Source organism: Enterococcus sp. DIV1279b, from assembly GCF_050531515.1.
Taxonomy (GTDB): domain Bacteria; phylum Bacillota; class Bacilli; order Lactobacillales; family Enterococcaceae; genus Enterococcus_D; species Enterococcus_D casseliflavus.
Map to the genome: position 1 here is coordinate 1,794,135 of NZ_CP172891.1, position 26,371 is coordinate 1,820,505.

28 protein-coding genes are annotated in these 26,371 nt (G+C 42.8%); 4 read left to right on the forward strand and 24 right to left on the reverse strand.

What is annotated here, in order from left to right:
- Positions 1-237 precede the first annotated feature (237 nt).
- Positions 238-492 (forward strand): LexA family protein, encoded by a 255-nt coding sequence (locus IGI71_RS08435; protein ID WP_016620130.1) that lies wholly within the window; start codon positions 238-240, stop codon positions 490-492.
- A gap of 32 nt (positions 493-524) precedes the next feature.
- On the opposite strand, the gene IGI71_RS08440 is transcribed toward IGI71_RS08435, so the two are convergent.
- Positions 525-1,511, reverse strand: a complete 987-nt coding sequence (locus tag IGI71_RS08440; protein WP_008379949.1) for a DNA/RNA non-specific endonuclease — start codon at positions 1,509-1,511, stop codon at positions 525-527.
- Between the two features lie 409 nt (positions 1,512-1,920).
- Between IGI71_RS08440 and mgtE the strand changes: the two genes are divergently transcribed.
- A complete protein-coding gene (mgtE, locus tag IGI71_RS08445; protein WP_074535841.1) occupies positions 1,921-3,285 on the forward strand; it encodes a magnesium transporter in 1,365 nt (454 codons plus the stop codon).
- Between the two features lie 152 nt (positions 3,286-3,437).
- Positions 3,438-4,379 carry a ribosome small subunit-dependent GTPase A gene (gene rsgA / locus IGI71_RS08450; protein ID WP_128489699.1) on the forward strand — a complete coding sequence of 314 codons (942 nt, stop codon included), beginning with the start codon at positions 3,438-3,440 and terminating at the stop codon, positions 4,377-4,379.
- Between the two features lie 315 nt (positions 4,380-4,694).
- On the opposite strand, the gene IGI71_RS08455 is transcribed toward rsgA, so the two are convergent.
- From IGI71_RS08455 to IGI71_RS08470, 4 genes are all read right to left on the reverse strand, one after another.
- On the reverse strand, positions 4,695-5,048 hold the full coding sequence (locus IGI71_RS08455; protein WP_015509694.1) for a DUF2200 domain-containing protein: 354 nt from the start codon (positions 5,046-5,048) through the stop codon (positions 4,695-4,697).
- 95 nt (positions 5,049-5,143) lie between these two features.
- Positions 5,144-5,431 carry a hypothetical protein gene (locus IGI71_RS08460; protein WP_128489701.1) on the reverse strand — a complete coding sequence of 96 codons (288 nt, stop codon included), beginning with the start codon at positions 5,429-5,431 and terminating at the stop codon, positions 5,144-5,146.
- Positions 5,428-5,706, reverse strand: a complete 279-nt coding sequence (locus IGI71_RS08465) for a hypothetical protein (RefSeq protein WP_010748343.1) — start codon at positions 5,704-5,706, stop codon at positions 5,428-5,430. The genes IGI71_RS08460 and IGI71_RS08465 overlap by 4 nt, the downstream gene beginning before the upstream one ends.
- Positions 5,707-5,742: 36 nt before the next feature.
- The gene (locus tag IGI71_RS08470) at positions 5,743-6,111 is read right to left on the reverse strand and encodes a hypothetical protein (protein ID WP_074535836.1); all 369 of its coding nucleotides are present in this window, start codon (positions 6,109-6,111) and stop codon (positions 5,743-5,745) included.
- 202 nt (positions 6,112-6,313) lie between these two features.
- Between IGI71_RS08470 and IGI71_RS08475 the strand changes: the two genes are divergently transcribed.
- A complete protein-coding gene (locus tag IGI71_RS08475; protein WP_074535834.1) occupies positions 6,314-6,700 on the forward strand; it encodes a hypothetical protein in 387 nt (128 codons plus the stop codon).
- A gap of 159 nt (positions 6,701-6,859) precedes the next feature.
- On the opposite strand, the gene IGI71_RS08480 is transcribed toward IGI71_RS08475, so the two are convergent.
- The 19 genes from IGI71_RS08480 to IGI71_RS08570 form a co-directional block, all read right to left on the reverse strand.
- Positions 6,860-7,270 carry a hypothetical protein gene (locus IGI71_RS08480; RefSeq protein WP_074535832.1) on the reverse strand — a complete coding sequence of 137 codons (411 nt, stop codon included), beginning with the start codon at positions 7,268-7,270 and terminating at the stop codon, positions 6,860-6,862.
- 1,728 nt (positions 7,271-8,998) lie between these two features.
- On the reverse strand, positions 8,999-9,847 hold the full coding sequence (locus tag IGI71_RS08485) for a sce7725 family protein (RefSeq protein WP_430616337.1): 849 nt from the start codon (positions 9,845-9,847) through the stop codon (positions 8,999-9,001).
- A 15-nt stretch (positions 9,848-9,862) separates the two neighbouring features.
- Positions 9,863-10,531: a hypothetical protein gene (locus tag IGI71_RS08490; RefSeq protein WP_086338209.1), complete on the reverse strand. Its 669-nt coding sequence runs from the start codon at positions 10,529-10,531 to the stop codon at positions 9,863-9,865.
- Between the two features lie 87 nt (positions 10,532-10,618).
- Positions 10,619-11,257 (reverse strand): hypothetical protein, encoded by a 639-nt coding sequence (locus tag IGI71_RS08495; RefSeq protein ID WP_430616338.1) that lies wholly within the window; start codon positions 11,255-11,257, stop codon positions 10,619-10,621.
- 137 nt (positions 11,258-11,394) lie between these two features.
- The gene (locus IGI71_RS08500) at positions 11,395-13,662 is read right to left on the reverse strand and encodes an AAA family ATPase (protein ID WP_430616339.1); all 2,268 of its coding nucleotides are present in this window, start codon (positions 13,660-13,662) and stop codon (positions 11,395-11,397) included.
- Between the two features lie 18 nt (positions 13,663-13,680).
- Entirely contained in the window at positions 13,681-14,160 is a 480-nt protein-coding gene (locus tag IGI71_RS08505; protein WP_005235941.1) for a DUF6530 family protein, read from the reverse strand.
- Positions 14,161-14,349: 189 nt separating this feature from the next.
- A complete protein-coding gene (locus IGI71_RS08510; protein ID WP_074933839.1) occupies positions 14,350-14,607 on the reverse strand; it encodes a TfoX/Sxy family DNA transformation protein in 258 nt (85 codons plus the stop codon).
- On the reverse strand, positions 14,600-15,142 hold the full coding sequence (locus IGI71_RS08515) for a GNAT family N-acetyltransferase (RefSeq protein WP_010748353.1): 543 nt from the start codon (positions 15,140-15,142) through the stop codon (positions 14,600-14,602). The genes IGI71_RS08510 and IGI71_RS08515 overlap by 8 nt, the downstream gene beginning before the upstream one ends.
- Before the next feature lie 176 nt (positions 15,143-15,318).
- On the reverse strand, positions 15,319-16,167 hold the full coding sequence (locus tag IGI71_RS08520) for a DegV family protein (RefSeq protein WP_005235946.1): 849 nt from the start codon (positions 16,165-16,167) through the stop codon (positions 15,319-15,321).
- 93 nt (positions 16,168-16,260) lie between these two features.
- Entirely contained in the window at positions 16,261-17,535 is a 1,275-nt protein-coding gene (locus IGI71_RS08525) for an LCP family protein (protein WP_074933835.1), read from the reverse strand.
- A 117-nt stretch (positions 17,536-17,652) separates the two neighbouring features.
- The gene (locus tag IGI71_RS08530; protein ID WP_016609329.1) at positions 17,653-18,123 is read right to left on the reverse strand and encodes a GNAT family N-acetyltransferase; all 471 of its coding nucleotides are present in this window, start codon (positions 18,121-18,123) and stop codon (positions 17,653-17,655) included.
- Positions 18,098-18,979 (reverse strand): prephenate dehydratase, encoded by an 882-nt coding sequence (gene pheA / locus IGI71_RS08535; RefSeq protein ID WP_430616341.1) that lies wholly within the window; start codon positions 18,977-18,979, stop codon positions 18,098-18,100. Before pheA ends, IGI71_RS08530 begins: the two co-directional genes overlap by 26 nt.
- A gap of 1 nt (position 18,980) precedes the next feature.
- Entirely contained in the window at positions 18,981-19,487 is a 507-nt protein-coding gene (locus IGI71_RS08540; protein ID WP_005226095.1) for a shikimate kinase, read from the reverse strand.
- Entirely contained in the window at positions 19,484-20,773 is a 1,290-nt protein-coding gene (gene aroA, locus IGI71_RS08545) for a 3-phosphoshikimate 1-carboxyvinyltransferase (protein ID WP_005226096.1), read from the reverse strand. Before aroA ends, IGI71_RS08540 begins: the two co-directional genes overlap by 4 nt.
- 9 nt (positions 20,774-20,782) lie before the next feature.
- Positions 20,783-21,865 carry a prephenate dehydrogenase gene (locus tag IGI71_RS08550; RefSeq protein WP_368742216.1) on the reverse strand — a complete coding sequence of 361 codons (1,083 nt, stop codon included), beginning with the start codon at positions 21,863-21,865 and terminating at the stop codon, positions 20,783-20,785.
- Positions 21,866-21,909: 44 nt separating this feature from the next.
- Entirely contained in the window at positions 21,910-23,076 is a 1,167-nt protein-coding gene (gene aroC, locus IGI71_RS08555; protein ID WP_005226098.1) for a chorismate synthase, read from the reverse strand.
- Between the two features lie 19 nt (positions 23,077-23,095).
- Entirely contained in the window at positions 23,096-24,151 is a 1,056-nt protein-coding gene (gene aroB / locus IGI71_RS08560) for a 3-dehydroquinate synthase (RefSeq protein WP_121261326.1), read from the reverse strand.
- Between the two features lie 36 nt (positions 24,152-24,187).
- Positions 24,188-25,213 carry a 3-deoxy-7-phosphoheptulonate synthase gene (gene aroF, locus IGI71_RS08565; RefSeq protein ID WP_005226100.1) on the reverse strand — a complete coding sequence of 342 codons (1,026 nt, stop codon included), beginning with the start codon at positions 25,211-25,213 and terminating at the stop codon, positions 24,188-24,190.
- 39 nt (positions 25,214-25,252) lie between these two features.
- The gene (locus IGI71_RS08570) at positions 25,253-26,122 is read right to left on the reverse strand and encodes a shikimate dehydrogenase (RefSeq protein WP_015509715.1); all 870 of its coding nucleotides are present in this window, start codon (positions 26,120-26,122) and stop codon (positions 25,253-25,255) included.
- Positions 26,123-26,371: the final 249 nt, after the last annotated feature.

Here is a 26,371-nt window from a genome sequence, read left to right on the forward strand (position 1 = left end):
TTTTTTGCTGCTAAATTTGATAAAATCAATACCAAAGAGCGCTGCTAGCCGATGCTTTTCTCGTTAAGGGGAAAATTCCAGCGTTTAAAAGTAACTTTAACTCGTTGGAAGAATGGGAAAAGAGAGAGGAACAATAGATTTTCAGTGTATTAATTGGACAAAAAGCTGACGAGGCAGTAGCTTATCGGTTTTTACGAATTTGCAGCAGTGAAGACTGTTTTGCGGAAAGGAGGAATTATGCCGAGAAAAGATCGAATCTTACTTTTTATTGACGAATATATGCAAGCTCAAGGTTGCGCACCTACCATACGAGAAATCTGTGCCAATGAAGAGATAAAAACAACTTCTTTGGTTTATCGTCATTTATTGCGTCTTGAAAAAAGAGGCCTGATTTACCGAGCTTATCGCTTTAAGTCACGTTCGGTTCGTTTTACAGACGAAGGGAAGGCCTATGTCAAAGTGTTGCGACAAGCACAAGCCAACGAAGAATAAATAAAACCAAAATAAAAAAGCCTAAGGCTTTTTTATTTTGGTGCACGGTAGCCGGCAGCTTCCGCTTCAGCGATGGTTTTGAACCATTCTTTCGGGTTGGTAGTATCCTCGTAGTATTTAGATCCGGGCAAATGATAGATGCCGCTTCTTGATCCTTTGATCAAACCGTTTCCTTGTTGATCGACATATTCTTTCTGTTTTTCCTCTGTTTCACTGCTTTGAGAAGTGGCTGTTGTCGTGTTGTTTTCACTACTTGTAGCATTCTCCGGCTGCGTCATATCTTCGTTGGAAATCTCGCTGCTACCATCCGCATAGTTGATTGTGACACCATCTTGGATGTTGAAGATATAATAGTTGAATTGGATCGTATCCTCGCCAATAGATTGGGCTTGCATCTGTACCCCACGGGCAACCAGCTCGTCATCGCGATAGATCGGGGTGACGGAATATCGGACATAATGATTTTTATCTTGCTTGAGATAATAGTTGATATCCATTTCTAAGCGCAACATCTCGGGATTGTTCAACTGACTTGTCCCTGTGATCAGATTCTTCCAGTTTGCATTTTCGCCAGCTAAAGCAAAGCCAATCAAGTGGGTTCGATTATATAAATATTTCCCATTGGGGAGCTGTTTATTACGCCAACCTGTCGGTTTCACACTGGAAATATCGCCACGCTTTTCCGTGGGCATCAAGGATTGATTCAACATTGCTTCAGCAGATGTCGCACGATTGAGGTGATCGAGGTCGCCGTATGCTTCCCAGGCGCCATTTTCAAGGGAAAGATCATCTTCTGAAAACTCAGGAATGTTCTGATTGACTTCAATCGTTTGGGTGCCTTGGTAAGTTAACTGTGCCAGCTCATCTGCACGAATATCCTTAGCAGAAGTGACTGCCACTTCTGATGATGGTGTTTTGTGATTTGGGAATAGATCATTACTGTGTAGGAAACTAAATCCGACTGCTGCGAGTGCGAGAAGCGCAGTGACCGATCCGATAAATGTTTTTTTCTTTGCCATCTTTTTTTGCCTCTCTTTTCATTGATGTATAGTTAGCATAAACGGGGAGTAAAAAAACTGCAACCCATTCATCATACCATTTGCATGGAGCGTTTTACAGAACTTTCAGGTTTCTTTTGCTTTTTGATCTCAAATGTTCTTAACCCACTTTCTTTACCAAGGGAACATGCCTGAATGGTTTTTTTTATTTGCAAGTCAAATTTTTCATGTTTTAAAAAAACTATGTGATATAATGAATAAAGTTGTTGCTATTTCCCTTTGATGCTTGTTTTAATAACAGGCATCTCCAGCTGCGGAACGAAATTTCAGCTGTATAGCACGCAACCTTCAAACGAAAGAAATCTGGACAATTTTCTGAACGATTTCCTTTCTTTCTTTGAGCAAAATTACAGGAGAAGGAGTGTATCCCATGAACCAGCAAGAAACCATCTTACATTATTTAAATCAGAAAGACTCTGAAAAATTAAAAGAACTCGTATCAGGAATGGAAGAGCTGCCGTTGTTACAATTGTTCAGCAATTTATCCGCGGATGAAAAAGTGATCGTTTTCCGACTATTACCGAAAGATAAAGCACTTATCCTGTTTGAAGATTTGACACCAGCTACACAACAACACTTATTACGCTCTTTCACCGATGAACGGGCAACCGAGTTTGTGAACGAAATGGCACCAGATGTCCGAGTAAGACTCTTGGATGAGTTGCCAGCGACCGTAACACAAAAACTTTTACAATCAATGGCACCGGATGAACGTGCTGCAACAAACCTCTTACTAGGGTATGAAGCCGAAACTGCGGGTCGTTTGATGACACCGGAATTCATCACATTGAAAAAAGATATGACGGTCAATCAAGCGTTAGAAAAAGTGCGAATGCAAGCCAAAGAAAAAGAAACGATCTATACGCTTTATGTTACTGATCAAACGAAAACGTTAGAAGGTGTTTTGTCGCTGAAAGATCTCTTAATGGCACAAGGGGAGCAACGCATCAGTGAGATCATGTCCCAAAAAGTTATTTATGTGACCACGGACACCGACCAGGAAGAAGCAGCCCGTTTGCTAAATGAACTAGATATCATTGCGCTGCCAGTCGTAGACAAGGAATCACGAATCGTTGGGATCATTACCGTCGATGACGCGATCGATGTCATCGAGCAAGAAACAACGGAAGACATGTTTAATGCCGCTGGTTTAGTCGATGTTGCTTCTAATGAAGCAGACCGTAGTAATGTTTTGATCAATGGCAGCCTGTGGCAAATCTGGAAAGTCCGCTTGCCATTCTTAGTGATCACGCTTGTTGCTGGGCTTTTAGCTGGGGTCGTCATTGATGAATTTGAACAAACGTTGGAGTCGGTGGCAGCCGTTGCGATTTTTATTCCTTTGATCATGGATATGGGTGGAAACGTTGGTACACAATCCTCTACTGTATTTGTTCGGGGAATGTCGTTAGGGCATATTGATCTTTCAACCTTCACCCGCCATTTCTTTAAAGAAGTTTGGATCGGTTTGAGTCTAGGCTTGATCGTCGGGATCATCTCTGGAACCGCTGCTTCACTTTGGCAAGGGATCCCGATGTTAGGGGTCGCTGTTGGGATTTCATTAGTTTTTGCTATGACCTTAGCCGCAGCACTTGGCTTTTTAGTCCCGTTTGTACTTATTAAACTAAACATCGACCAAGCAGCCGGTTCGGCACCGATCATCACCTCGATCAAAGATATTGCTGGCTTGTTTATCTACTTCGTTTCAGTAAATGTTCTTTTGGGTCATTTGCTTTAGCATACTGTCCGTTCCAGTGGTATAATAAAGCGACATCGCATGATGAGCACAACATAGAAAGGGGAAATGTCCTATGACAAATCAAATGAAGCAACATCAACTCGGAGGTTTCTCTTTTTAAGTGCGGCCTCCTAATTAACTGGAGGGAAATCATGGAAAAACAAGGAATCGTGGTCTTTCAGGCTAAGGATATCGCAAAAGTCCGCCTGACCACAGGAGAAGAATGTTTAGCAACCGTTTCAGGAAAATTTCGTCAACAGGCACGAGTGCCAAAGGATTATCCTATTGTTGGTGATTTTGTCCAAGGGCAGGTGTATGATCAAGATCATTTCTTGATTGATGCTTTGCTCCCACGAAAGAGTTTTTTACAACGAAAAGTAGCTGGAAATCGGACGGATGAACAAGGGATCGCTGCGAACATCGACACGGTTTTTATTGCAACCAGCGCCAATGAAGAATTCAATTTCGCTCGGTTAGAGCGCTTTGTCACGATCGCTTGGGACAGTGGCGCTAACCCAGTGATTCTCTTGACCAAAGCCGATCAAGTCACAGCTGATGAAAAAGCAGAGCTGTTGCAAGCATTAAACGATGCTTTTGGTGTGAAAGCATTCGCTACTTCTATTTATGAACCGAACGAATTGCTGACAGAAGCCTACTTTTCAGACGGAAAAATCAGTGCATTTATCGGTTCGTCAGGCGTTGGGAAGTCCAGCTTATTAAATCAGCTCATGGAGCAAGCCGTTCAAAAAACCAATGACATACGAGAGGATAGTCGAGGACGACACACGACGACGAGTCGCCAGTTGTTCACACTGCCCTCTGGCGCAATGATCATCGATACTCCTGGCATGCGGGAAGTTGGCATCAGTACCGTTCGGTCAGCTTCGATCGAGCAATCCTTTGAAGCGATCAGTCAATATGCTGAAGGTTGTTTCTTCAGAGACTGTCAGCATGAAACAGAACCGAAATGTGCGGTCAAAGCAGCTATTGCTGCCGGTGAGCTTTCAGAAGCAGCCTTCGCTCGCTATCGCAAAATGGAAAAAGAGCTGGCGTATTTGAAACGAAAAGAACAGATCAAAGAAATGAAAAAGTAATAGTTAGCACTCCTTTCTATAAGAGGAGTGCTTTTTTGTACGTGTCAAGAGCGCCTTGTTGAGTAAAGAAGAGGAGAGCCGCAGCCAACGTTCTTGTGTTTTCACGAAAAGGCGGCCAATTCCAAAGGGCACTACATGCTAAGTGGTTGAACTAAACTAAGATCGCCTGCCTGGTTACAAGCTGTCGTCAAGAAAAGCAGGATAAAAAAACACAGTGGGGTGTTGTCCCACTGTGTTTTGAGCAATGATTTGCCCCTGCCAAGGTATTTCTAGTATAAAGCGTTGATTCTTAAATAGCAACTCGAAAAAAACGCCTCATTCAGCAGAGCGCAGAATTTTCGTCATGGCTTTTCCTTTCGCCAATTCATCGATCAGTTTATCTAGGTAACGAATTTCTTGAACTATTGGCTCTTCGATCTCTTCTACCCGAATCCCGCAAATCACACCAGTAATCTGTTTTCGTGCAGGATTGAGCTGAGGGGCTTGCTTAAAAAAGCGTTCAAAAGAAACATCATCAGCCATCTGTTGGAGTGTTTCTTGGTCATACCCAGTCAGCCAGGTAATAATCTGATCTACTTCTTCTTTTGTCCGATTTTTCCGTTCTGCTTTGGCAATATACAGAGGATAGACTTTCGCAAAACTCATTTGGGTAATCTTTTGATTTTTCATGATAAACTCCTTTAGTCTTTACACAAAGTATACTTCATTTTTTTCTTTTTGCCGAGATTTTCAACGTTTGTTGTGTGCCAAAATAGGCGAGGGGACTAAAGGATGATTTTTTCTTCTTGTTCACGAAACCCCAATACCTTTTGTCGTGACTCGCCATCCCAATAGAGCAAGTCCAAATTCTTATGCAGCATTAGCTGTGTATATAATTCTTTCAGAGTCAAAGCAGGCTTTTTGGGTTCGAAAAATAAAATCAATTGGTTATTACTATCTTGTGCGATCGTCGTAAAAGGAATCAGGTTTTCTTTGTAAGTTAAATAAATTCCTTGGTAATCTGCTGCACTCGACGACGTTGTCAGTGCTGTCAAGAGGTCTCTTGCTCTCATAATGAACCCGCCTTTACTGTTTTTTGTCGATAGGCATCGATATCCAACATGATTTTTGTTTTGCCGTATACCGTATACTTTTGCACCACGAATTGGTGGCGCTTATTCCAATAGCCACCCACAGTTAGAAACATGCCCTCATCAACATCGCCTAAAAAATTCAAACTGTGCTTCGCAATCAAACAGTTGGTGGTGCCTAGTGTAAAGCGGACCAAAGGGGAGGGGGCAAAGGAGACGATCCTTATTTTTGAGACAGCGCCTTTTTGTGTTTGCATCAGGTATTCCTCCTTTAGTAAGTAGTAAAAAGCGGATCATTCGTTGAGATCAAACCATTTTTTCTCTTCATAAAAAGCAACATGACGAATCTCATCATAATGAATTTTTTCTGTGGTTTCTCCCGTCAAATAAATGCCCAATGTGTCGTATCCGTTGATTTTTCCGACAATATCTGGGGGATAGCCACCTTCTTCATTGACTTCTTCTCGTTGGATCGCCACAGTTAGATTCTTTTTCATCGCTTCGAATAAGCATTGATTGATTTCTTCCGTTGTGAGTGACGGCTTAGGCGGACAATCAAACGTGCGTGTCGGCTCTTCTTCAATTTCAGTTGTATGCTCAGATAAAAAGAATCCTTGCCACTTTAGCTTTTTCCGATCTTCATATGGTTGCAGCATACCCATAGCAATCACCTCTTATCTATATAATACAAACATACGTTCTCTTTTGTAAAGCGAACAGATTTTTAAATTTCTGATTCTTCTATGAAACATCTAAAAAGTGCATCAAACAAGGGGATAGTGGCGGGTATCGTTTTTTTATACTATATATGTTATAATTTATCCTGAAGTAATCATGAACGTTTTAGAAAATAGCTGGCGAAATATGTCTGGATTAATCGTGGTCCTGCTTACGATCTACTTTGCAAGTAGGAAAGATAAAGAACAGTGGCTTTTTGATCCCAAACGATTGACTATTCTGGCGCTTATGTTTGTGATCGTCGGCATAAGTTGGGGCTTAAATGACAAAATAATGAAGGATCCTCGGAACCAAAATATTAGAAGTGATTTACTGTTTAATTATTCGTTCCCCTTATTGATAGGTATGCTAGGTCTATTTATCAAAGAAATACCACGGTGGGGACGGATCGTGACTTTGTCATTTGGCTTTATGATTTTTGGGTATTTAGCTATGCACTATTTGATAGGGTTTCACAACCCGTATTGGGAAAATCTACAGCTAAGTCCATTGTATTGGCTACCAAGTGACTAGCCATACGAAAGTATCGCCAATGGAAACGAAAAAAAGCACTCCCTTTATTGAGTGCTTTTTTCGGCTAAATCACTGCAGCAAGATGTTTCTTTTCCCAAAAAATGGGTTGAACCTAAGTAGCAAGGGGGATCATATAAGGAGAAGTCACGACTGTTTGAATCAAACCGATTGATTCTTGACTAAACCGTGTCTTTTGATCATTGCCAAAGTAAAATATGCGACGAGCGTTCCTGCAATCCCAAAAAGTAAATCGATTCGATCAGGGGTGTTCATAAAGCCCAAGACAGTCTCGCTCAATAGATTGGCAATGAGTAAGAGCAGGGTCAATAGCGTGACGGCTTTAAATGGCGCACCTACGAGAAGCCAAAAGTACCCCAGTAAGCCAATAATCAAACTAATCGAAAAATTGGAGATATGAAGATAAAAGTCAGGATACATCGAAGTAAAGAAAGAAACGTCCAAGTACTTTGATAAGTAGAGGAAGAGGGCTGTGAACACGAAAAGCAAGTAGAGGAGTGACGCCCAGATTTTTGGTAAAAAGACTAGCTTTAATTGCTTCTTCTTTTTCATTATTATTCTCCTTTTAAAATTGTCAGCTTATACGGATGGAATTGCTTTTATCGGGTGTTAATTACACAGTGGAAAAAACAAGCTGCAAACCAGGCAAATCAGTAGTCTGCAACTCATTAATGGTAAAATGAGTTGAGGTGATAAAATGACAATAATAAACAATCAGCGATTATGGTTAGGTATAGGGATAGAAATTATTTTGCTCATATCATTCAGCATGATTATGTATTTCATCCTGACGAGTGGCAACTTGAAGCAAAACCCGTTCAGCAGTCGACGAAAAGGAAAAATAAGCTTATGGGTAGCTGCTGGTTTGATTTTACTTGCCATGATTCTAGTATTCCAAGGAATGATCAACGGCGCTTTATTCAGACTTTTTTAGCAAAATATGGACGTTTATGTCGACCTATGAACATTACAATTATATTAAATAACGAAATACCCTAAATTATCTACATGATTTTAGGGTTCTTTTTTATCGAATCATGTAATAGATATTTGCTGGCATTTGCAACGTCTAACTACTTGTGTAAGAACTTTGAAATGGATTGGCTATATATGAATAAAGTTCTAGGTAAAAGCTCAAAGATTTTCAACATGATTATAGCATACAATCAAACCGATTGGTTCGTGAATCAAGGCTGATAGCTTGATTCTGTATTTGCTGAGATAAAAAAGACGAATCCGTATGTAACTTGCTACAAGACCGTTAACAATCTGTTGATTAGTAAATCCAAAAAGAATCTGAAGAAACTTGTAAAATAAGAAATTCTTAGCTTTAGTTAAATTTTAGATGAATTAGAGACAATTTTCTGATAAAAGTCATTCGGAGGGAGGTAAAATGATGCAAAATTGACTTGAACTGTCTAAAATATCACGAACTCTTTTTCGAATATAACTTTGTATAATATATATTATGTAAACTAAAATATAAAATTTTTCGAACACCGTATTTAGCGGATAATTTTGCGGCTCTCCTCCCTCTTATTTAGGATTATTTCCTTCAAATTCACCTAATTGGCAGCATAATCCAAAAAAATGGTCATTTGAGCGATAGTTTTAGATTTTGTTTGTTCTACAACTGATAAGAAAATCAACTGACAAATTATCTCTGAACCTTTGTCTGTATTTGATCTTGTTGATTCTTGAATCTTTGAATTCAAGCTTTGGTTTGCAGCTGCTGGCCAAACTCAATGAATCAGTCAAGTATCGTTGTTCACGATCTTATCAGTAATGATTCGCACTTAACCCAGCAAATTTATGCTAACTAATAGCCTAATGGGAATCTTGATCACAGGCAAACCAGCAACGATAAACAAGAAACGTTTCGTTGCGTTCAGTTTTCACCTAAACGGATCAGATTCCCATAGCGAGTCCTAATCAAGGGTGCACAGTCATCTAAGTACAAGTTTCGTTTTGTTGCTGCCAATAAAGCAATGACAGCTACGGAAAGTTTCAAACTATGTAATACAGGATCGCCGAAAAGACAATGATCAAAATGACCAAGACAACGATTAGTTGATTTAAACGTCGAATAAGCAGGTTTTTCTTGTTTTTTTCAAATTCTTTTCCTTCATTTCGATAATATTCTCTATCTTTTGTTCCCACGAGCGCCAACTCCTTTTCCCTGATTTTATCACTATCCTGAAAACAATGGGTGCAATCAAGGTGTTTTGTACAATAAATGGCAGTATTTTGTTAGAGCCTACAATCGTATGCGTATAGCGACTAAATAAGACGACTGACGAGTTCCAAGTGATTCATAACGGCAGCTTTCCGAATAACGCCCATACCAGGAAACGACCTTTTCTGATAAGCAGCAACTAATAGCTGCAGCCCAGCTGTTTGTGTAGGATACTCTTCCTCATGCTGCAACAAAGCCTCCATGACTTCAAAAAACTTTTCTTTCTGACTTGGTAATTCTTCCTCAGAAAATAAGTGAACGATTCGCAAGTCTTGCTCTGCTGTCGGATAGATCCAATGCAAAACCAACCGTTTTGAGGGATAACTGTGCTCATAATAAATTTTGCTATCGACAGAAAAATCACTAAATCCCGCATAGCCCAATTTATGATAAAGATGATGGGTTTTTGAAAATCCTTCCTCCGGACATTCTGTATAAAAACTATTTTTAGGTAAACGGGTAAACGGATCTTCCATCAGTAGTTTCGGGCCGTTGATTTTATTTAACAAACGAAACTCTTTGCTTACCAGCACCGGCAGTGTATTTTCCCGCCAATCACTAGCGAGTGCTTGGTCCGCTTGATGGATGATCCAAAGATCAGGCTTTTCTTCCACTGTTTCAATGGGACGATCTACGATCATTGCTTTAGGGGCAGCAACATTTTGCAACTCTGCTAACCCCTCTGCCGTCAGAAAAGCCCCCGCCTGTGGATTGCGAACCAGATAAAAAGGATGCTGCTTCCTTTGAAACAGGTCAATGGTCGTCCAAAACGTTTTTGATTGCTTGACTGGTTCAATGATCGGCTGGATCGCGTCTGACAAACAATCTTGTTCCAACAGTGCTTTCAACGCCAATAAATCAAATTGTTTTCCACGAATATACGGGAAGTACATCTTCTTCTCTCCTTCTTACTCGCCTGATAAAAAACGTTTTTCCAGCGCTTCATAGGCTGATCTCGTAGCGGCCAATTCTTCTTTCAAGGCTTCGATCGCTTGCAGCTGAGTATCTTCAATAAATCGATCATAGTAATTGACTCCACCACCGAACAAGTCATACTCAGGCTGACGTTTCTTCAGTTCTTGGTACAAACGTTCTGTTGAAAATACCCGCAATCCTCGAGCAGTCTGTTTTGCTTTGCCGACTTCTCGCGCTTGTGCCGAAATCAACCGAAACAATAAGGCATTTTCTGGAACCTGCAGTTCTTGCCGTTGGGGCTTCTTTTCGACACTGAAATACCCTTTGCTGCCCGTTTCTTTTTCAAGAAATGCATGATAGACCAGAACACCAATTGTAGGTCCAATCTGATCTTTGACTTTCTCGTACAATGCCTTGGGTAAGACAAAATAATTATAATTCCCAATAAAGGATAGTTTTGCTTTTGAGCGAAAATCTGCCAAACTAACTTTGAGTTCGTAGCAACGCCATTCAAAGGTATTTTCAGTCGTCAAGCGACAACTCAAAGTATCCACGATGCCGTGATCATCTGGCATGACTACCTCTTCTACCACAATATCACTGTTTTCCCGACAATAATAATAAAGTGCCTCTTCCATTTCTAAAGTTAAGGATGTCTTCACAAATTCACGACCTTTGTCTTGTTTCACCTATTATAAAACATATGTTCGCATTTTGGAAGAGGGAAATAAAAGCAGCCTATCATCCCCTCACCCATTCGGGCATCCGTTAACGATAATCTCTTCAACCGTCCTCTTTGTACCGCGGAATCGTAACAAAAAAAGCAGCAAGAGCACACCAAGTTGAGCGATTAATGGACCTTTAAAGGGAAATTCAAAAGTAAAGCCTGCGGGAAGATGAAAGAAATGGAAAAAATCCTGCAGTGCTTTTTGACTAAGCCACAGACCGCTGAAAAGCCCTATCAAACTAATAACAATGCTTTGAATGCCTACAAAGAAAAGCTCTTCTAAGGTGACCAACAACGGAGACTGTCCTAACAACAACCGAATACTCAGGGATTGCTGCTCCTCCCCCATCAAATGAAAACGATACATGTGATTGCAGTGCCATAAAAAGGCGGCGATCAAGCCTACAGTTAGAACGCCTAGTACGAAGCGTAGCAACTGCAAAAAGAAAAGCCAACTGGCATACGTGAGATCCATCTGATTCTCACTGCTATTTGTTTCATATTGTAGCCATTGATGAAAAAACACTAACCAATGCTCTGCAAAGATGGCGATGATCAGTAAAAGAATCGCCAACACACCACTCATCAGCAAACTGCGCCTACGAAGTGCTGCATGCCAGCCGAATTGGCAAGGATAGTAGAAGTACCGCCATTTGTTCATGATATCTCTCCTTTTGGCGTCTATTTTACAGAACTTTCCAAATTTAGACAAATATCATCTTGTTTACATAATATAATTATGATCAAAAAAAGAGTGCGGCACGAAGTCCACACTCTTTTCCTTTTACCTATCGACGTTTACAAATACCTTGTCAGTAGCTGCAACAAACGCTGCGGAAATTCTGTTAGATTGGAAAGATCAATAAAGCGTTCTTCCCCATAAATCGCTTTGATCACCTCTTTGTCTTGCCCAATAGAAGCTGCAAGAAACAGCACTCCTTGTCGTTCATAGTCAGCGATCACCTGCTGAATATCTTCTTTGGCTTTTCCCCCTGTATAATCAGGAAGAGCTTTTGGCTGGCCATCACTGATATTCAAGAGTAATTTAGTGGTTGCCGGCTGATGAGCGAGCTTTTCAGCTAGCACACGCAAGACAGCTCCATCACGGTTATTTTGCCGAGGCTTCATTGTCATGAGTTTCTCTGGCACAAATTCAAAGCCTTCATTAAATTCTTTGTATGCAAAAAGCGAGGTTTTTTCACGAGCGGTCACGTCCGCTGTGTCGCCATAGATCATCAATGGCAAAGATAAACGTTCGGCAAAAGCATTCACCGCTAAGACCGCCTGTTGGGCATACAATATCCGATCTTCTCGAATCATCGAACCTGATTCATCGATGCGCAAAGCAAGAGCTAAGGAAGGCTGTTCGTGAGGTGGATTCTTCTTGTCAAAGGTCCGGAAATCCTGATACGCAACCTTGCTGGCATCAAAGCGTGTACCACTGTACTTACCTTTACTGTATGCCGAAGCTTGTTCGTTTTCCAATACTTCTTGGGTTTGCTTGATCAATGACTCTACGATCGGCAGCAACGGCTGCAAACGCTGTTGGGCTTCAGTCGCTTTTTCTAAATCGACGGGTGGGCGATGAACGATCAGCCCTTCTTTGGCATGGATCGATTCTTTCAATGCTTGTCGTGCTGCCTTTGATGCCGTGGTTTTCTTTTCTTTCTCCTGGGCTTCATACGCTTCGATCGACAAAGAATGAGAAGCAGGAGCTGCCTCTTGTGTCTCACTCCCAGCTTTTGCTTGGCCATCATGACTATTGCGTTCTAGTTCTTCTGAAAACGTCGCCTCAGTTGCTGCGCTTTTCGCTTCTTGTTTGTCAGAATCACTGGTTTCCATCGTTTCCGCCTCAGTTTCTTGATTGGCGGTCTCAAGGACTTGCTCATTTTTTAAGACGGGTGTGCCTTCTCCCACTACATTGCGTTGGTCAGCCTCTTCGCTGCTGATTCGGCGTCCTTTGATTTGTTCTTTAAAGGCATTTAGCGGTTGTCCAGAAAACAAAAGCCGCAATTGCGCCAATAACCCTGAAGCTTCTAGCGCCTGTTGTAAAAGAGAAAGCTCATTTGGATCGGTAGTGATTTTGTAGAGCACTTTGCTATCAATTGCTGTAAAGGGATCTTGTCCTTGTTTGACTGCATTTAACCAATAAAAATAAGAACGCATGCCCGCCACCCCTTTGATAGCGTTGGCTTTGGCGGTCACGTCTAGTAAGCGGATGATTTCAGCCATTTTCTCTGCAGTCGTTTTGTCCGGATAATTGGTTTTGGCAATGCCTCGCTGCACCATGACTGCTAGCTCAGGTAAATCCATTTTTTCAGCGTGCTGCATCCGATCTCGCAAGGATTCGTTCAAGGGGCGGTTGCCTTGGTAATTCCGATTCGTTGTGATAATCACCACACAGTCAGGGTGTCGTCGAACAAAGCCAGTCGGGATATTTAGCATCCCGTTTTGTTCAAGGGCCGAGTTTAGTGCCACTAGTACCGAAGCATCACGAATGACCGTTGGTTCTTGAATCTCAAGCAAATAGCCTTTTTCCAGCGCCCGTACGATTTCGGAGGGATAAAATTTGTATTGAATCGTCGGTTGCTGATCACTGGTTTCAATCCGTTCGATCAGTTCCGCAAATTTCGCCCGTGCCCGCTCACGAGTCAAGGAAAAATGCCGCTGGATCAATGCCAAGACATCTTCAAAACAATCACTTTGATAAATCGCATCCAGCAAGTCCTTGTCCTCTTCTTGGTCGGTGTTGATCACTGGTAATAAAGCACCAAATACATCTGACTTATCCATATCCGCAAAGCAGGTGATTTTGGTGTAGGGCAGTTGCAAGTCGGCAGAAAGTGCCTTTGCCAACTGGGTCTTACCCGACCCAGCATCGCCTTCCAGCAACACATTGAAGATCTTCATCTCTGGATCCGCCCAATTCAACGCGATCTCTGAAGCAATTCGTAGTTCTTCAGCACTGGTCTGATGACTTTGTGGTTTTTTCCAAATCATGGTTTGTTCTAATTTGCTAAAAGCGCGTCCTTTCGTTACGACAAAAGACGGTTGATTTTGTGTCATGGCAATCTGCTCCTTTTCTTAATAACCTAGCTCATCTAAAAGCCGCTTTAGGATTTTGAAGCGTTCGCCGTATAGCTCGCCATCTTTTTGCAAGGAATCATAAAAAAGCAGAATGTCTTCATCGATTTTAGGATTTTCGGTGTCTACTTCAACGGTCATACGATTTCCTTGCAGGCCAATGATCTCGATCAACGGATTTTCAGGATCGTAAAACTTTTCATGGCGATAGGCCTCTTGAAAATACAAACTAGATTGCGCCACTAAGATTGCTAGATCTAAGATTCTAGTGAGGGGTAGTTCTTCTGACTGACGAGACCATTTTTCACCTGTATGGCGCCAAACCTTGCCTGAGATATCGACTTTTCCGCGATCATTCCATTGTGCTAATCCGAGGGAAAGGCCTTTTGCATCTGTATGTAACGCATTTTTTCCGTCAACAGTATCATAGTCTTCCACTTTAATGACGGGCTTATGTTTCAAGTTTTCTGGTATTTTCATTATTCTCACTCCTTGTTTAGTAAATTAGTAATTTACTAGATAGAGTAAGTATAATGAGGAAGCTGGTTTGGAACAAGCAAAAGGTCTTTTCTAGTAGCTAGGGACAGATGTTTATAGAAAAAGCACTTGATAAGAAGCATCTAAAAACAAACGCTCTTAAAAAGTGCTTTTTTATGACGCATTACTTCACTAACTCAATTGATTGAAAAAAAGGCGTAACGCTTGTTTTCTCTGATATGTAAGCTGCGCTTTAGGAATGCCTTGGATCGCCCCTTCAATGCCGTAGAGCATATGCAAGCAAGCGCCCGCATCACATTGGTGGCGGATAGCTAGAAAAACCTCTTCGGCCGTTTTTGTGCGTAGTTGTTCAGGAGTATTGATGCCGATACGAACCAGGTGATCCGCTAAAACCTGACCTACATTTGGTAATTTTTGCAGTTCATTCATAGGTTTCTCCTTTTTGATTGTGGTCATCTTGCCCCTCTTTCTCTTGACGAACCAACGCATAGAGCTTCATGTCGAACAGCTGTTGGTTTTTCTCCGCATGCTTTCGCAAAACGCCTTCTAACGTAAAACCTGCCTTTTCCAACACACGACAAGAGGAATGATTCTTCGCAAAAGATTCAGCAGAAATACGAACGATAGTTGATGTAGTAAATACATAGTCACATAGTTGCTGAACGGCTTGCGTCATCAAGCCTTTTCCCCAATACTCTTGTGCAATAGAGTAGCCAATCTCAGCCGTTCTATAATGGATATTTTCTTTGCGAACAGCACGGATACTGCCGACTGCTCGGTCATCCACAGTGATCGCAAAGGCAAATTCTGCTTCCTCCACAGATCGAATATAGGCTTGTGCATCTGCGACCGTATAGGGGAATGGCAACCCATCTCGTAAATAATCGTGGATGGTTTGATTATTTAACGCATGGGCTAAATCTTGCGCATCGCTCATTTGCCACCTTCTTAAGGAACACTTCATAGCAATTCCTCATTTGTCAGTCCTTCATTTTGATCCTATTGTACGAGTTTGTGTGATTTTTTACAAGCGAATCTCAAAAAAGCAGAAAAAAGAACCAGCTAGACAAACGTCTAACTGGTTCTTACATACATCGTCTTGAAAAGATAATGGCGTGATAAACATAGAAAAAATAAAAATTATTGCGCTGAAATAGCGATCCCAATGGCTTTTTCTCCTAAATGCGTGCCGATAACTGGTCCGAAGTGACCAATCTCAATTTCTGCATTTGGGTATTTCGCTTGTAGCTTCGCTTTTTCTTCTTTCGCTACTTCTAAATTGTTGGCGTGGATTACATAAAATTTAACAGGCAATGCGATTTCTTGCTCCCGTTGACCAATGATATCTTCTGCGCGATTGAATGCTTTTTTACTGGAACGAATGCGCTCGTAAAGCACAATTTTACCTTGATCAAAGGTCAAGATCGGTTTGATTTTTAATAATCCGCCAATCAAGGCTGCCCCATTGGTTAAGCGACCGCCGCGAACCAAGTTATTCAAGTCGTCCACGATTAGATAGGCATAGGTATTGTCTCTGATAGTGTCCAGATGGGAAATGATCTCTTCGACGGTTTTGCCTTGACTTGATAGATCAAGAGCGGTTTCTACCATGTGACCCATCGGCATACTTGTGATTTTCGAATCGTAAGGAATGATTTGAACACCTTCGATTTCATCGGTGATTCCATACAGCGTTCCGATAAATCCAGAGATACCGCTTGATAAGTGGATACTAATGATCGTGTCGTAACCGCGATCTTTCAATGACTCATATAAGGCTAACACTTCTCCTAATACCGGTTGAGAAGTGGTTGGGAATTCTTTGCTGTTTTTCAGCAAAGCGTAATACTCATCAGCTTCAATGTCGATACCCTCATTGTAGACTTTTCCATCTAAAATAACAGGAATCGGTATGATAAACAAATCTTCATGGTTTTTGATCCGTTCCGGCAGATAAGCTGTACTGTCAGTAACAACGGCTAATTTCATTCTTTTTCCTCGTTTCAACAAATTTCAAACGTCATTAATAATATAGCATAAATTTACTTACTTTCAAATGGTTTTCAGAACTTTTCATTCTGCTTACTCATTAAGAAAATTCCTGATCGCTTGTTGATTGGTTTCAAGATTGACGACTAACACACTTCCAGCACTCGCACTTGAACCGTATTGCCAAGAGTCAGCGACTGGGACAGTCAAGCTGTCGACTCCTCCCGCCCCTCGAGCAATCGAGAAGGTATTTTTTAATAGGAAAGACATTGGCAGGTTGGTGGAAGCATAGCCTAAGACTTTTCCTGCTGCATAAGGCAATTTTAAAATAGCTAAAGGATTTTTCATTTCGCTAAAGATCGCATCCATTACTTGCTGCTGTCGTCTTACACGACCAAAGTCACCTTCTTCGTCCATCCGAAAGCGTGCGTATTGCAATAGCTCAAGCCCATTCATTTGTTGTTGCCCTTGTTTGATGGCAACTTCAAGATTTTTACTCATATCTTTTTCCGCGTTGATAGCAACACCTGAGGGAAACAGTGTGTCGATCACTTTTTCAAAGGAACGAAAGTCAACTTTTGCATAATAGTTGGTTTCTAGCCCAAAATTCTCCGCTAACGTTTGTCTGACTAAATCAGCACCACCAAAGGCATACGCCGCATTGATCTTGTTTTCGCCATAACCGGGAATCGTAACTAAAGTATCCCGCATAAAGGAAAGCAGCTTCGGTTGCTTACTGGGACCATCTAATTGCAAAACCATAATAGTGTCTGCTCGTCCAGCTTCTCCTTCACGACTATCACTACCAATGAGCAATATATTACGAGCACCATTTGCAGCGGCCGTACCATTAAAGGACTCTTCATCAGTCGTAGCAAAAGCAGCGTCACTTCTTGCGACTTGCTGACCGACAAGAAACGCAATCAATGAATAGGCAAAAAGCACCAATAGTACCCGGACCACAATACGTAGAACTGGGTGCTTCCGCTTTTTCTTTTGTTTGGGTTGCTTGCTCTTCTTAAGCTTTTGCGGTTTTTGTTTGCTTTGTTCCTGGCCTTGATGCATCGCAGGTCCCTGAGCAGATAGCGGGGGGATTGCTCTTTTTCGTCCCTCAGATTTTTTTATTCCTACTTGTGACTGTTCTCGGGAACTTTGAGCCGCACGAGGGTCGCTTGCCCTAGGATGCTCGGTGTTTTGATACAAAATGTCTCTTACTGGCTCATCAGCAGACGAAGTAGAATCACTCGGTCTGACGCGCTGGTTTCTTCTTTTTGCTTCTCGGCGGGCAAAGATACTTTCTTTGGCTGCCTGACTGGATTCCTTTTCTAGCCGTTCATGCAGTTTTTTATTTTTTTCCATCCTGCTCATTGCTTCTGATCCTCCAACTAAAAAATAGCTCTCTGTCTATAAGGATACCCTAGACCTTATAGAAAGAAAGCTATTTTCTGAAATTTTAACCTTTTTCTAGGAAATTTCTTCATTTTTCTACCTTAGATGCTTTGATGCTCCTTGTCGTGTGCTCACAAATCCTGCTTGCTCATAAAATGATTTCACTTGATTTGCCGACCAAAAGTTTAGTGAGAGATCATCGAAGCCTTTTTCCAGCGCAACGTTTTCAGCAAATGCCAACAATTGTTTTCCAATATGCATCCCTTGGTACCGAGGGTCAACAGCGATCGCTGCAATTTCCAGCCACTTTCGTTCATGCATCATCGCATTTTGTGGCAAACGGACCTCTTGAAGATGCACAAAGCCACAAGGCTGTTCCGCCAACCAAGCGATAAAAAAGTGGTGGCTTGGCTCTTGCAGCTGCTGTGTGATTGCTTGTTCAAATCTTGGTTGATCAAAGGGCTTAAAAATCGTTGGGTACCATTGATGGTGCTGTGTTTGGATCTCTTTATGAAACGTTGCTAAAAGTGTTTCATCTTGGCTAATTCTTATTTTGACTTGAGTCATTTTTTGTCACTTCCTCAACAACATTTACCGAATACACGCCGAGAAGATGGACGTGTCCACCCAACAACTGAATCTCTTCAAAGGCATTTACAATCAGTTGCCACGGTTTGTCCATCACCAGATCGATCACGAAAAAGTATTCCCCTAAGGAGGTTTTTGACGGCCGCGATTCAATTTTGCTTAAATCAATTTCTCGCCAGCCAAAGGTTGCTAAGATTTTGTGCAAGATTCCCGGGCGATTTGCTGGCAGCGTCACAAAAATCGTTGCTTTCTCGACGGTCTGCTCTGGTAATTGGGTGTTTGCTGCTTTCTTCGTCAAAACCCAAAAACGGGTTTGATTAAAGGCAACATCTTGAATATTGGTTTCTTTGATCGTTAACTGATAAGCCAAAGCGGCTTCTTTGGAAGCAATCGCCGCAACTGCTTCTTCTGGATGTTTTGCTACGTAGGCTGCTGCAGTCGTTGTGGAAGCAACCGCCTCAACAGTAGCTCCAGCAAATCGGGCTTCGATGAAGTCGGCACATTGCGCCAAGGCTTGCGGATGAGAAATTATCTTAGTGATAGGACGGTTGTCTTTTGCTATTTGCTGAGAAACTAACAATTGATGATTGATCGGTAAAATAATTTCCTGTTCGATGCTCAATTGATTTTGACGAAACAGTGTATCAATAGTGGCATGAACGGACCCTTCTAATGAGTTCTCGTTCGGAACGACCGCACGATCGATCACACCGTTAGCTAGCGCTTGAATACAAAGTGGAATCGATCCATAAGGGATACAGGCATTTTCTGGATACGCTTCTTGCGCAGCTAAATGCGTAAAGGAACTTTTCGGTCCTAAATAACCAATCTTCATTTTATGCACCTGCTTTGATCAAAATTTCCTGTACGATTTCTTCTGGTGTTTTGTTCGTCGTTTCAACGATCAATGAAGCAGTTTCTTCATAAAGAGGAATCCGAGGACGGTAAACAGCCAATATTTCTTCTGGTGATTTTGAGACGACTAAGGGACGAATGCTGCCAGTATCCGCCTTTAAGCGATGGATCAGTTCCTCGGGATCTGTTTTTAAATACACGACGAGCGGCATCTCTTTTAAAAGCTGACGATTTTCTTCTTTTAATACGATGCCCCCACCAGTGGAAATAATTTGTTCCTTTGCCAAAGTTTTAGCTAAAATATCCGTTTCGATTTTGCGAAAGGCTTCCTCACCGTGTTGATCGAAAAAGTCTTGAATGGTCATGCCGATCTCAGCAACGATCAAGTCATCAAAATCCACATGAGACTGTTTCGTTTCTTCAGCCAAAAGACGACCAATCGTGGTTTTTCCAGCACCCATAAAGCCAATTAATATCACTTTTTTCACTCGCTGTTTCCTCCTTTAGCCAAACGTGCGACATCCTCAAAAAAATCAGGATAAGAAACTGCTACGGCTTCGGCTTTTTCTAATTCTACCTCTTCATCTGTCAATAAGGCGGCAATTTGCAGCATCATGCCGATGCGATGGTCCCCCCGACTTGACACACGTCCGCCATGCAAAGGGGTTGGACCGTTGATGATCAACCCGTCCTCGGTGGGAGTGATGTCCGCTCCTAGTTTTGTCAACTCTTCGGCAGTTGCATCAATTCGGTTGGTTTCTTTTACTTTTAGTTCTTCCGCATCTTTGATCACCGTTTTGCCATGCGCCTGCGTGGCTAACAACGCAATGATCGGCAATTCATCGATCAAGCGTGGGATAATATCGCCAGCGATGGTTACTGCCTGCAAGGTAGAACTTTGAACGGTAAGGTCAGCTGATTGATTCTGATCGTCTTGATTAGAAAAAGCAATCGAAGCACCCATCTCCTCTAGCACGTCAAGAATTCCTGTACGAGTGGGGTTGATCCCGACATTTTTTAAAACGATCTCACTTTCTGGCATAATCGCGCCGGCTGTTAAGAAAAAGGCAGCGGAGGAAATATCACCGGGAACAACTACTTCTTGTCCTTGGAGTGTTTGAGGTCCCGTCACAGTGATCGTTTTGCCTTGTGTTGTGATGACACCACCGAATTGACGGATCATTTCTTCGGTGTGGTTGCGGCTTGTTTCTTTTTCAATGATCGTAGATGTACCTTGTGCTTGTAGTGCCGCAAAAATCAGCGCTGATTTTACTTGAGCACTTGCTACGGGCATCTGATAATTGATGGGATGTAATGAAGCCGTGCCATTGATGGTGATCGGTGGGAATTCCGTCTGTTCATGCCCTCTCACATTGGCACCCATTTCTCTTAATGGCAGCATCACGCGATTCATTGGTCGTCTATTCAATGAGTCATCACCGAATAAGGTAGTTGTAAATGGCTGTCCAGCCAAAATCCCCATCATTAGACGAATCGTTGTGCCAGAATTACCGATATCGATTGGTTCGTCAGCAGGCTTAAGACCATTAAAGCCCTGTCCTTCAATCGTGATCGTCTGACCGTCATCATGGATCGGAACCCCTAATGATTGAAATGCATGAAGGGTGCTATAGCAGTCTTCTCCACGTAAGAAATTTCGGACAGTCGTTGTTCCTTCAGCTAACGCCCCGAACATGATACTGCGATGCGAGATCGATTTGTCAGCAGGGACCGCTATCGTCCCTTTTAAATGTGTTGCTTTTTTTAGTTTCATCCCAGCCTCCTATTTTTTTCGACACGAATAGGTCGTCTTGTTTTGGATCAGCTGCTCTGCTTGCAGCAAATCATTTTGCGTTTTGAATGAAATCTGTAAAACACCAATGATGTCTTCTCGAGTTTCAAGAATTTTTAAGTTGATCAAAGAGAGCTGATGTTCGCTCAATAGCCCCGTCACTTCAGCGACAACACCGGGATGATCCGGTACATCGATGAATAGATCATAGAATGCCGGGATCGCGCCATTTTGATGAACCGGCAATTGATCCCGTGTTTCCTTCGCGGATTCAAAGAACCGAAAGATCGCCCGTTCGTCTTTTTCCTGCAACCAGTGAGCCATGGTCGTCATTTGTTTTTGCCACTCATCGATCAGCTGCAGTAGTTCCTGTCGATTACTCAATAAGATATCGGTCCACATGCGAGGATCTGAAGAAGCGATGCGAGTGATATCGCGAAAACCGCCTGCTGCAAGTTGTTGCGCTCTGGGATGGGCTTGGTTGAAAGCGTCTGCCTGATTGACTAATCCAGAAGCAATAATATGGGGCAAATGGCTCAACATCCCTGTGATTTGATCATGCTCTTTTGGCGCAAGCGCCACATATTTGGCTCTGGTGCCGCGAAAAAGCTCTTGCAGCTCTTCCATCCGCTGACTTTTCGTCGGTGTGAAGATATAGTAAGCATTCTCGAAAAGGTTCTCATCGGCTGCTGTGATCCCTGATTTATGAGAGCCAGCCATCGGATGGCCCCCAATAAAATCAAAGGAAAAGGACTCGGCGAATTGGGTGATTTCCGCTTTGGTACTGCCGGTGTCTGTTACCAGCACCGAAGGCTTTAATGAAAGTGTCCCCAGTTCGGAAAGATATTTTTTGGTGATCTCTACCGGCAATGCCAACAAAATCACGTCGGCACGGACAGCACCTTCTGAAAATGAAGGGGGCACTTCGTCTACTAAACTTGTTGCTAATGCGATCTCATTGGTTTCCTGACAATCCCAGCCCATCAAATGCACTTGCGGATGTGCCTTTTTGATACATTTTGCTAAGGAAGCGCCGATCAATCCTAGACCGGCGACAAAGATATTTTGGTTCATGAAAAGAATCCTCATTTCTACTGGAATTTTTGCTGGTTCTTTAATCAGTAGGTTAACAAGTATTCTCGATACGCCTGAACAGATGCGGTCAATTCTGCGAATGAATCACTTGGGAACTTTTCTAATAGTTCATTGGCCACCACTGTCGCCACCACACTCTCACAAACAACGCTGGCTGCTGGTACAGCGGTGCTATCTGAGCGTTCGACGCTTGCTTTATACGGTTCTTTGCTGTCGATATCCACACTTTGCAACGGCTTGTACAAGGTCGGGATCGGCTTCATAACACCACGAACCACGATTGGTTCACCGTTCGTCATGCCGCCTTCAAACCCGCCAAGGTTGTTGCTGCGACGGGTATAGCCTCGTTGTTCGTCCCATAAAATCTCATCCATGACTTTGGAACCTGGCAAAACACCAGCCTCAAAGCCAACGCCGAACTCAGCACCTTTAAAGGCATTGATGCTGACCACGGCTTGGGCGATTTTCGCATCAAGTTTTTTGTCCCATTGCACGTAACTGCCTAAACCAGCAGGAACGCCGCCAACAAGTACTTCCACTACACCGCCGATCGTATCGCCATTTTTCTTCGTTTGATCGATCAGCTGCTTGATTTCTTCTTCGACTGACGGATCTAACACCCTTACTTCTGAAGCTTCAGAGCGTTCTGCGATTTCTTTGACGGTCAACCCTTCAGGAATTTCCGCTTTGATGCCGCCTAACATTGTTACATGACCCGCCACATCGATGCCAAGCTCCTTTAAAATTTTCTTCGCGATTGCTCCGATGGCTACCCGCATGGTCGTTTCACGAGCAGATGAGCGTTCCAAAACGTTTCGTAAATCTTGATGATGGTATTTCATGCCGCCGACTAAGTCAGCATGACCAGGTCTTGGTCGTGCCACTCGTCGTAGTTTGCGGTCTTTTTCTGGTACCTCTTCGATCGCCATGACCTTGGTCCAGTTTTTCCAATCTTTGTTCTCAACCACTAAAGTCACAGGAGAGCCTAGTGTTTTTCCATGACGGATACCCGAAGTGATACGGACTTGGTCTTTTTCAATCAGCATCCGTCCCCCACGGCCATAGCCGGTTTGTCGTCTCGCTAATTCAAAATTAATGTCTTCTGCTGTTAATGGCAATCCTGCCGGTAAACCTTCGATAATGGCGGTCAACTCTGGTCCATGTGATTCGCCTGCTGTAATATAACGCATGATCCGTTACCTTCCTTTCTTATAATAGGTAGTCTTTGATTTTTTCAGTCGGGATCGTCATGATTTTCGCCTGTCCGATCGCTTCTAATAGAATAATCTTCAATTGTTGCCCACGGGCTTTTTTATCATGAGTGATTGCTTGGTATAATTGCTCTTTATCTATTTCACTTGGTGTGATCGGCAAATGAAACTTCTCAACCATTTCTGTAAGCTGCTGGGTCGTACCTTTTGGCGTTAATCCGATGGCTTCTGCATGACGGGTGATCATGATCATCCCCATTGCAACCCCTTCGCCATGACTGGTGTCAAACGCGGCTGTTCTTTCTAAGCCATGCCCGATCGTATGACCGAAGTTCAGTGTCAGACGACTGCCATGATCAAAAGGATCTTCTTCTACTACTTTTTGTTTTACCTTTAAAGAAGCAGTGATTACTTTCTCAGCATGTGCCAAAAGATCGACTTCATCTTTCAAACCTGCTAACGTTTGCCAAAGCTCAGGATCTGCAATAGCGGCTGACTTGATGATTTCAGCAATGCCTTCTTGGACGCGTTTGAGGGGCAAACTTGTAAGTAAATCTGGATCGATCATCACACCGGCTGGTTGTGCAAATGTCCCGACGAGATTCTTGGCACTGCCAGTATTTACAGCTGTTTTTCCGCCGATACTTGAATCGACCTGTGCCAATAACGTCGTTGGAATCTGCAAGAAATCAATGCCGCGCATATAAGTAGAAGCAACAAATCCTCCAAGATCACCAATCACACCGCCACCAAGGGCAATGATCCCATCGCTTCTGGTCATTCCGAGTTGGGCAAGACCATCATATAAATTAGCTGCTTGCTCTAGTGATTTGCTTTTTTCGCCAGCTGGTACGACTAACAGTGTTGCCTCAAACCCTGCAGCGGTCAAGGAATCGACGATTTGTCCGCCATACAGGGGTGCGACGTTGCTGTCTGTAATGACGGCAATACGCTGTTTGTCCCACAACTGTTGCACCCAGGTTCCGACGTTTTGAAACGCCCCTCGTTTGATGAGGATATCATAGGAATGTTCTTCTAAATGAATGTGTAACATTGATTTTTGCACCTCTTTTATTGGTTGTCTTGACGCTTAGTCTTGCAATGCTTTGATTTCTTTCATCGCTTTTTCCATGATATGGACTTCTTTCATCATGTTCATGTACGTTTTTTCATTAAGTGATTGAGGACCATCAGACCAAGCATTGGCTGGATCTGGATGGATCTCAACGATCATCCCATCGGCGCCAGCAGCAACACCCGCTCTAGCCATAGGCGGTACAAGATCCCAGATACCTGTTCCATGACTAGGATCAACGATGATTGGGAAGTGGCTCAGTTTTTTGATGATTGGTACCGCGCTTAAATCAAAGGTATTACGGGTTGCTGTTTCGTAAGTTCGGATCCCACGTTCAATGAAAATCACTTCACTTTTATCTTGAACGGCGATGTATTCCGCTGCATTCAACCATTCGTCGATTGTGCCAGAGATGCCTCGTTTAAGGCCAATTGGTTTCCCAGTTTTCCCAACGGCAGCTAGCAATTTGAAGTTTTGCATGTTCCGAGCACCAATCTGCAAAATATCACTGTATTCCGCAACCATATCGATATGTCCTTCGTCCATGACTTCTGTGATGACTTTCATTCCCGTTTCATCCGCTGCTTGACGAATGTATTTTAGCCCTTCTTCTTCCAGCCCTTGGAATGCGTATGGCGACGTGCGTGGTTTGAAGGCACCACCACGTAAGATTTGTGCACCACCAGCTTTAGCGATTCGGGCACATTCACGAATTTGGTCTAAGCCTTCAATCGAACATGGACCAGCCATCGTAACAAAGTTGCCGTCACCGATTTTCACGCCATCTACATCCACAACCGTATCTTGCGGATGGAACTCACGAGAGGTCAATTTGTAGGTGTTTGAGATCCGAATGGCATCTTCGACACCCTCGTAGCTGCGAAAAGCAACATCTTGGATGCGGCGGGTATCCCCTTTTAAGCCGATAACGACCTGTTCTTTTCCTTGGTTGACTTGAACATCTAAGCCTTCTTTTTTGATTCTTGTTACAACAACTTCAACTTGTTCTGGCGTAGCGCCTGGTTTCATAATTACGATCATTTTTTCTTCCTACTTTCGTTTTTTTCTGTTTTTTATTTTTTACATGGATTCGATGAGTGCTTTGACTTTTTCAACAGGCATCGCTTTGCCAGTCCAAAGTTCAAATGCGGCTGCACCTTGATAGAGTAGCATGCTTAAGCCGTTTGCAGTTTTGGCGCCGACTGCTTTCGCATCTTTCAAAAGCTGCGTTTCTCTTGGATTATAGATGACATCATAGACAGCTAATGATTCCCGTAGGAGTGTTTTATCTTTCAGAGGACTTACGGTATCATTTGGTTTCATTCCCACGCCCGTGGCATTTACCAATAAGCTGCTTTGATCGATGGCTGTTTTTAAAGCCATCTGATCTTCTAAGTCGGTTAAGGTAATTTCACAAGCTGTTTTTTGTGCAATCTGTGTTAATTTTTCTTGGATGATTGGATAAAACTCATCCTTGCGGTTAAAGACATGGATCGTTTTGACGCCGTCTAGTGCGGCTTGGCTAATGATCGCTGTCGCCGCTCCGCCAGCTCCAATCACCGTCATGGTGTCGCCAATGATGGATACTTGAATGTCCTCAAGAGCTCGCATAAAGCCGATGCCGTCTGTATTGTGCCCAATCAAGCGACCTTCTTGATTGACGATCGTATTGATTGCGCCGATCAACTCGGCTGCTGGTGAACATTCATCCATCAGCGCTACAGCCGCCATTTTATGAGGCATCGATAAATTGACACCTAAGAGGTCCAACTGACGGATGCTTTGGATACTAGCGGCTAAATCGTCCGGCTCAACATCAAAGGCCAGATACACGGCGTCGATCCCTTGTTCTTCAAAAGAAAGATTGTGCATCGCTGGAGAGATGCTGTGTTTGGCTGGTTTGGCAAATAGTGCCGCCAACCGTGTGTGTCCGGTTATCATTTGTTTCATCTGGTTCATTCCTTTCAACAAAAAAAGATGTCCACCGTAAATTTAAGAATCTACAGTGAACACCTTCAAACATTACATAACGACAGAGCCGATATGTGAATATAAAAAATAGCCACTATAGATTTTACGATCTACGTGGCTGCGAATTCATTACGAAATGCTCTAGCCATCATAGATACAAACTTAGCGTTTGTACCCATGCCTTCATGAATACAAACCTATCTAAAATAGCTAAAGTAATATTTATTC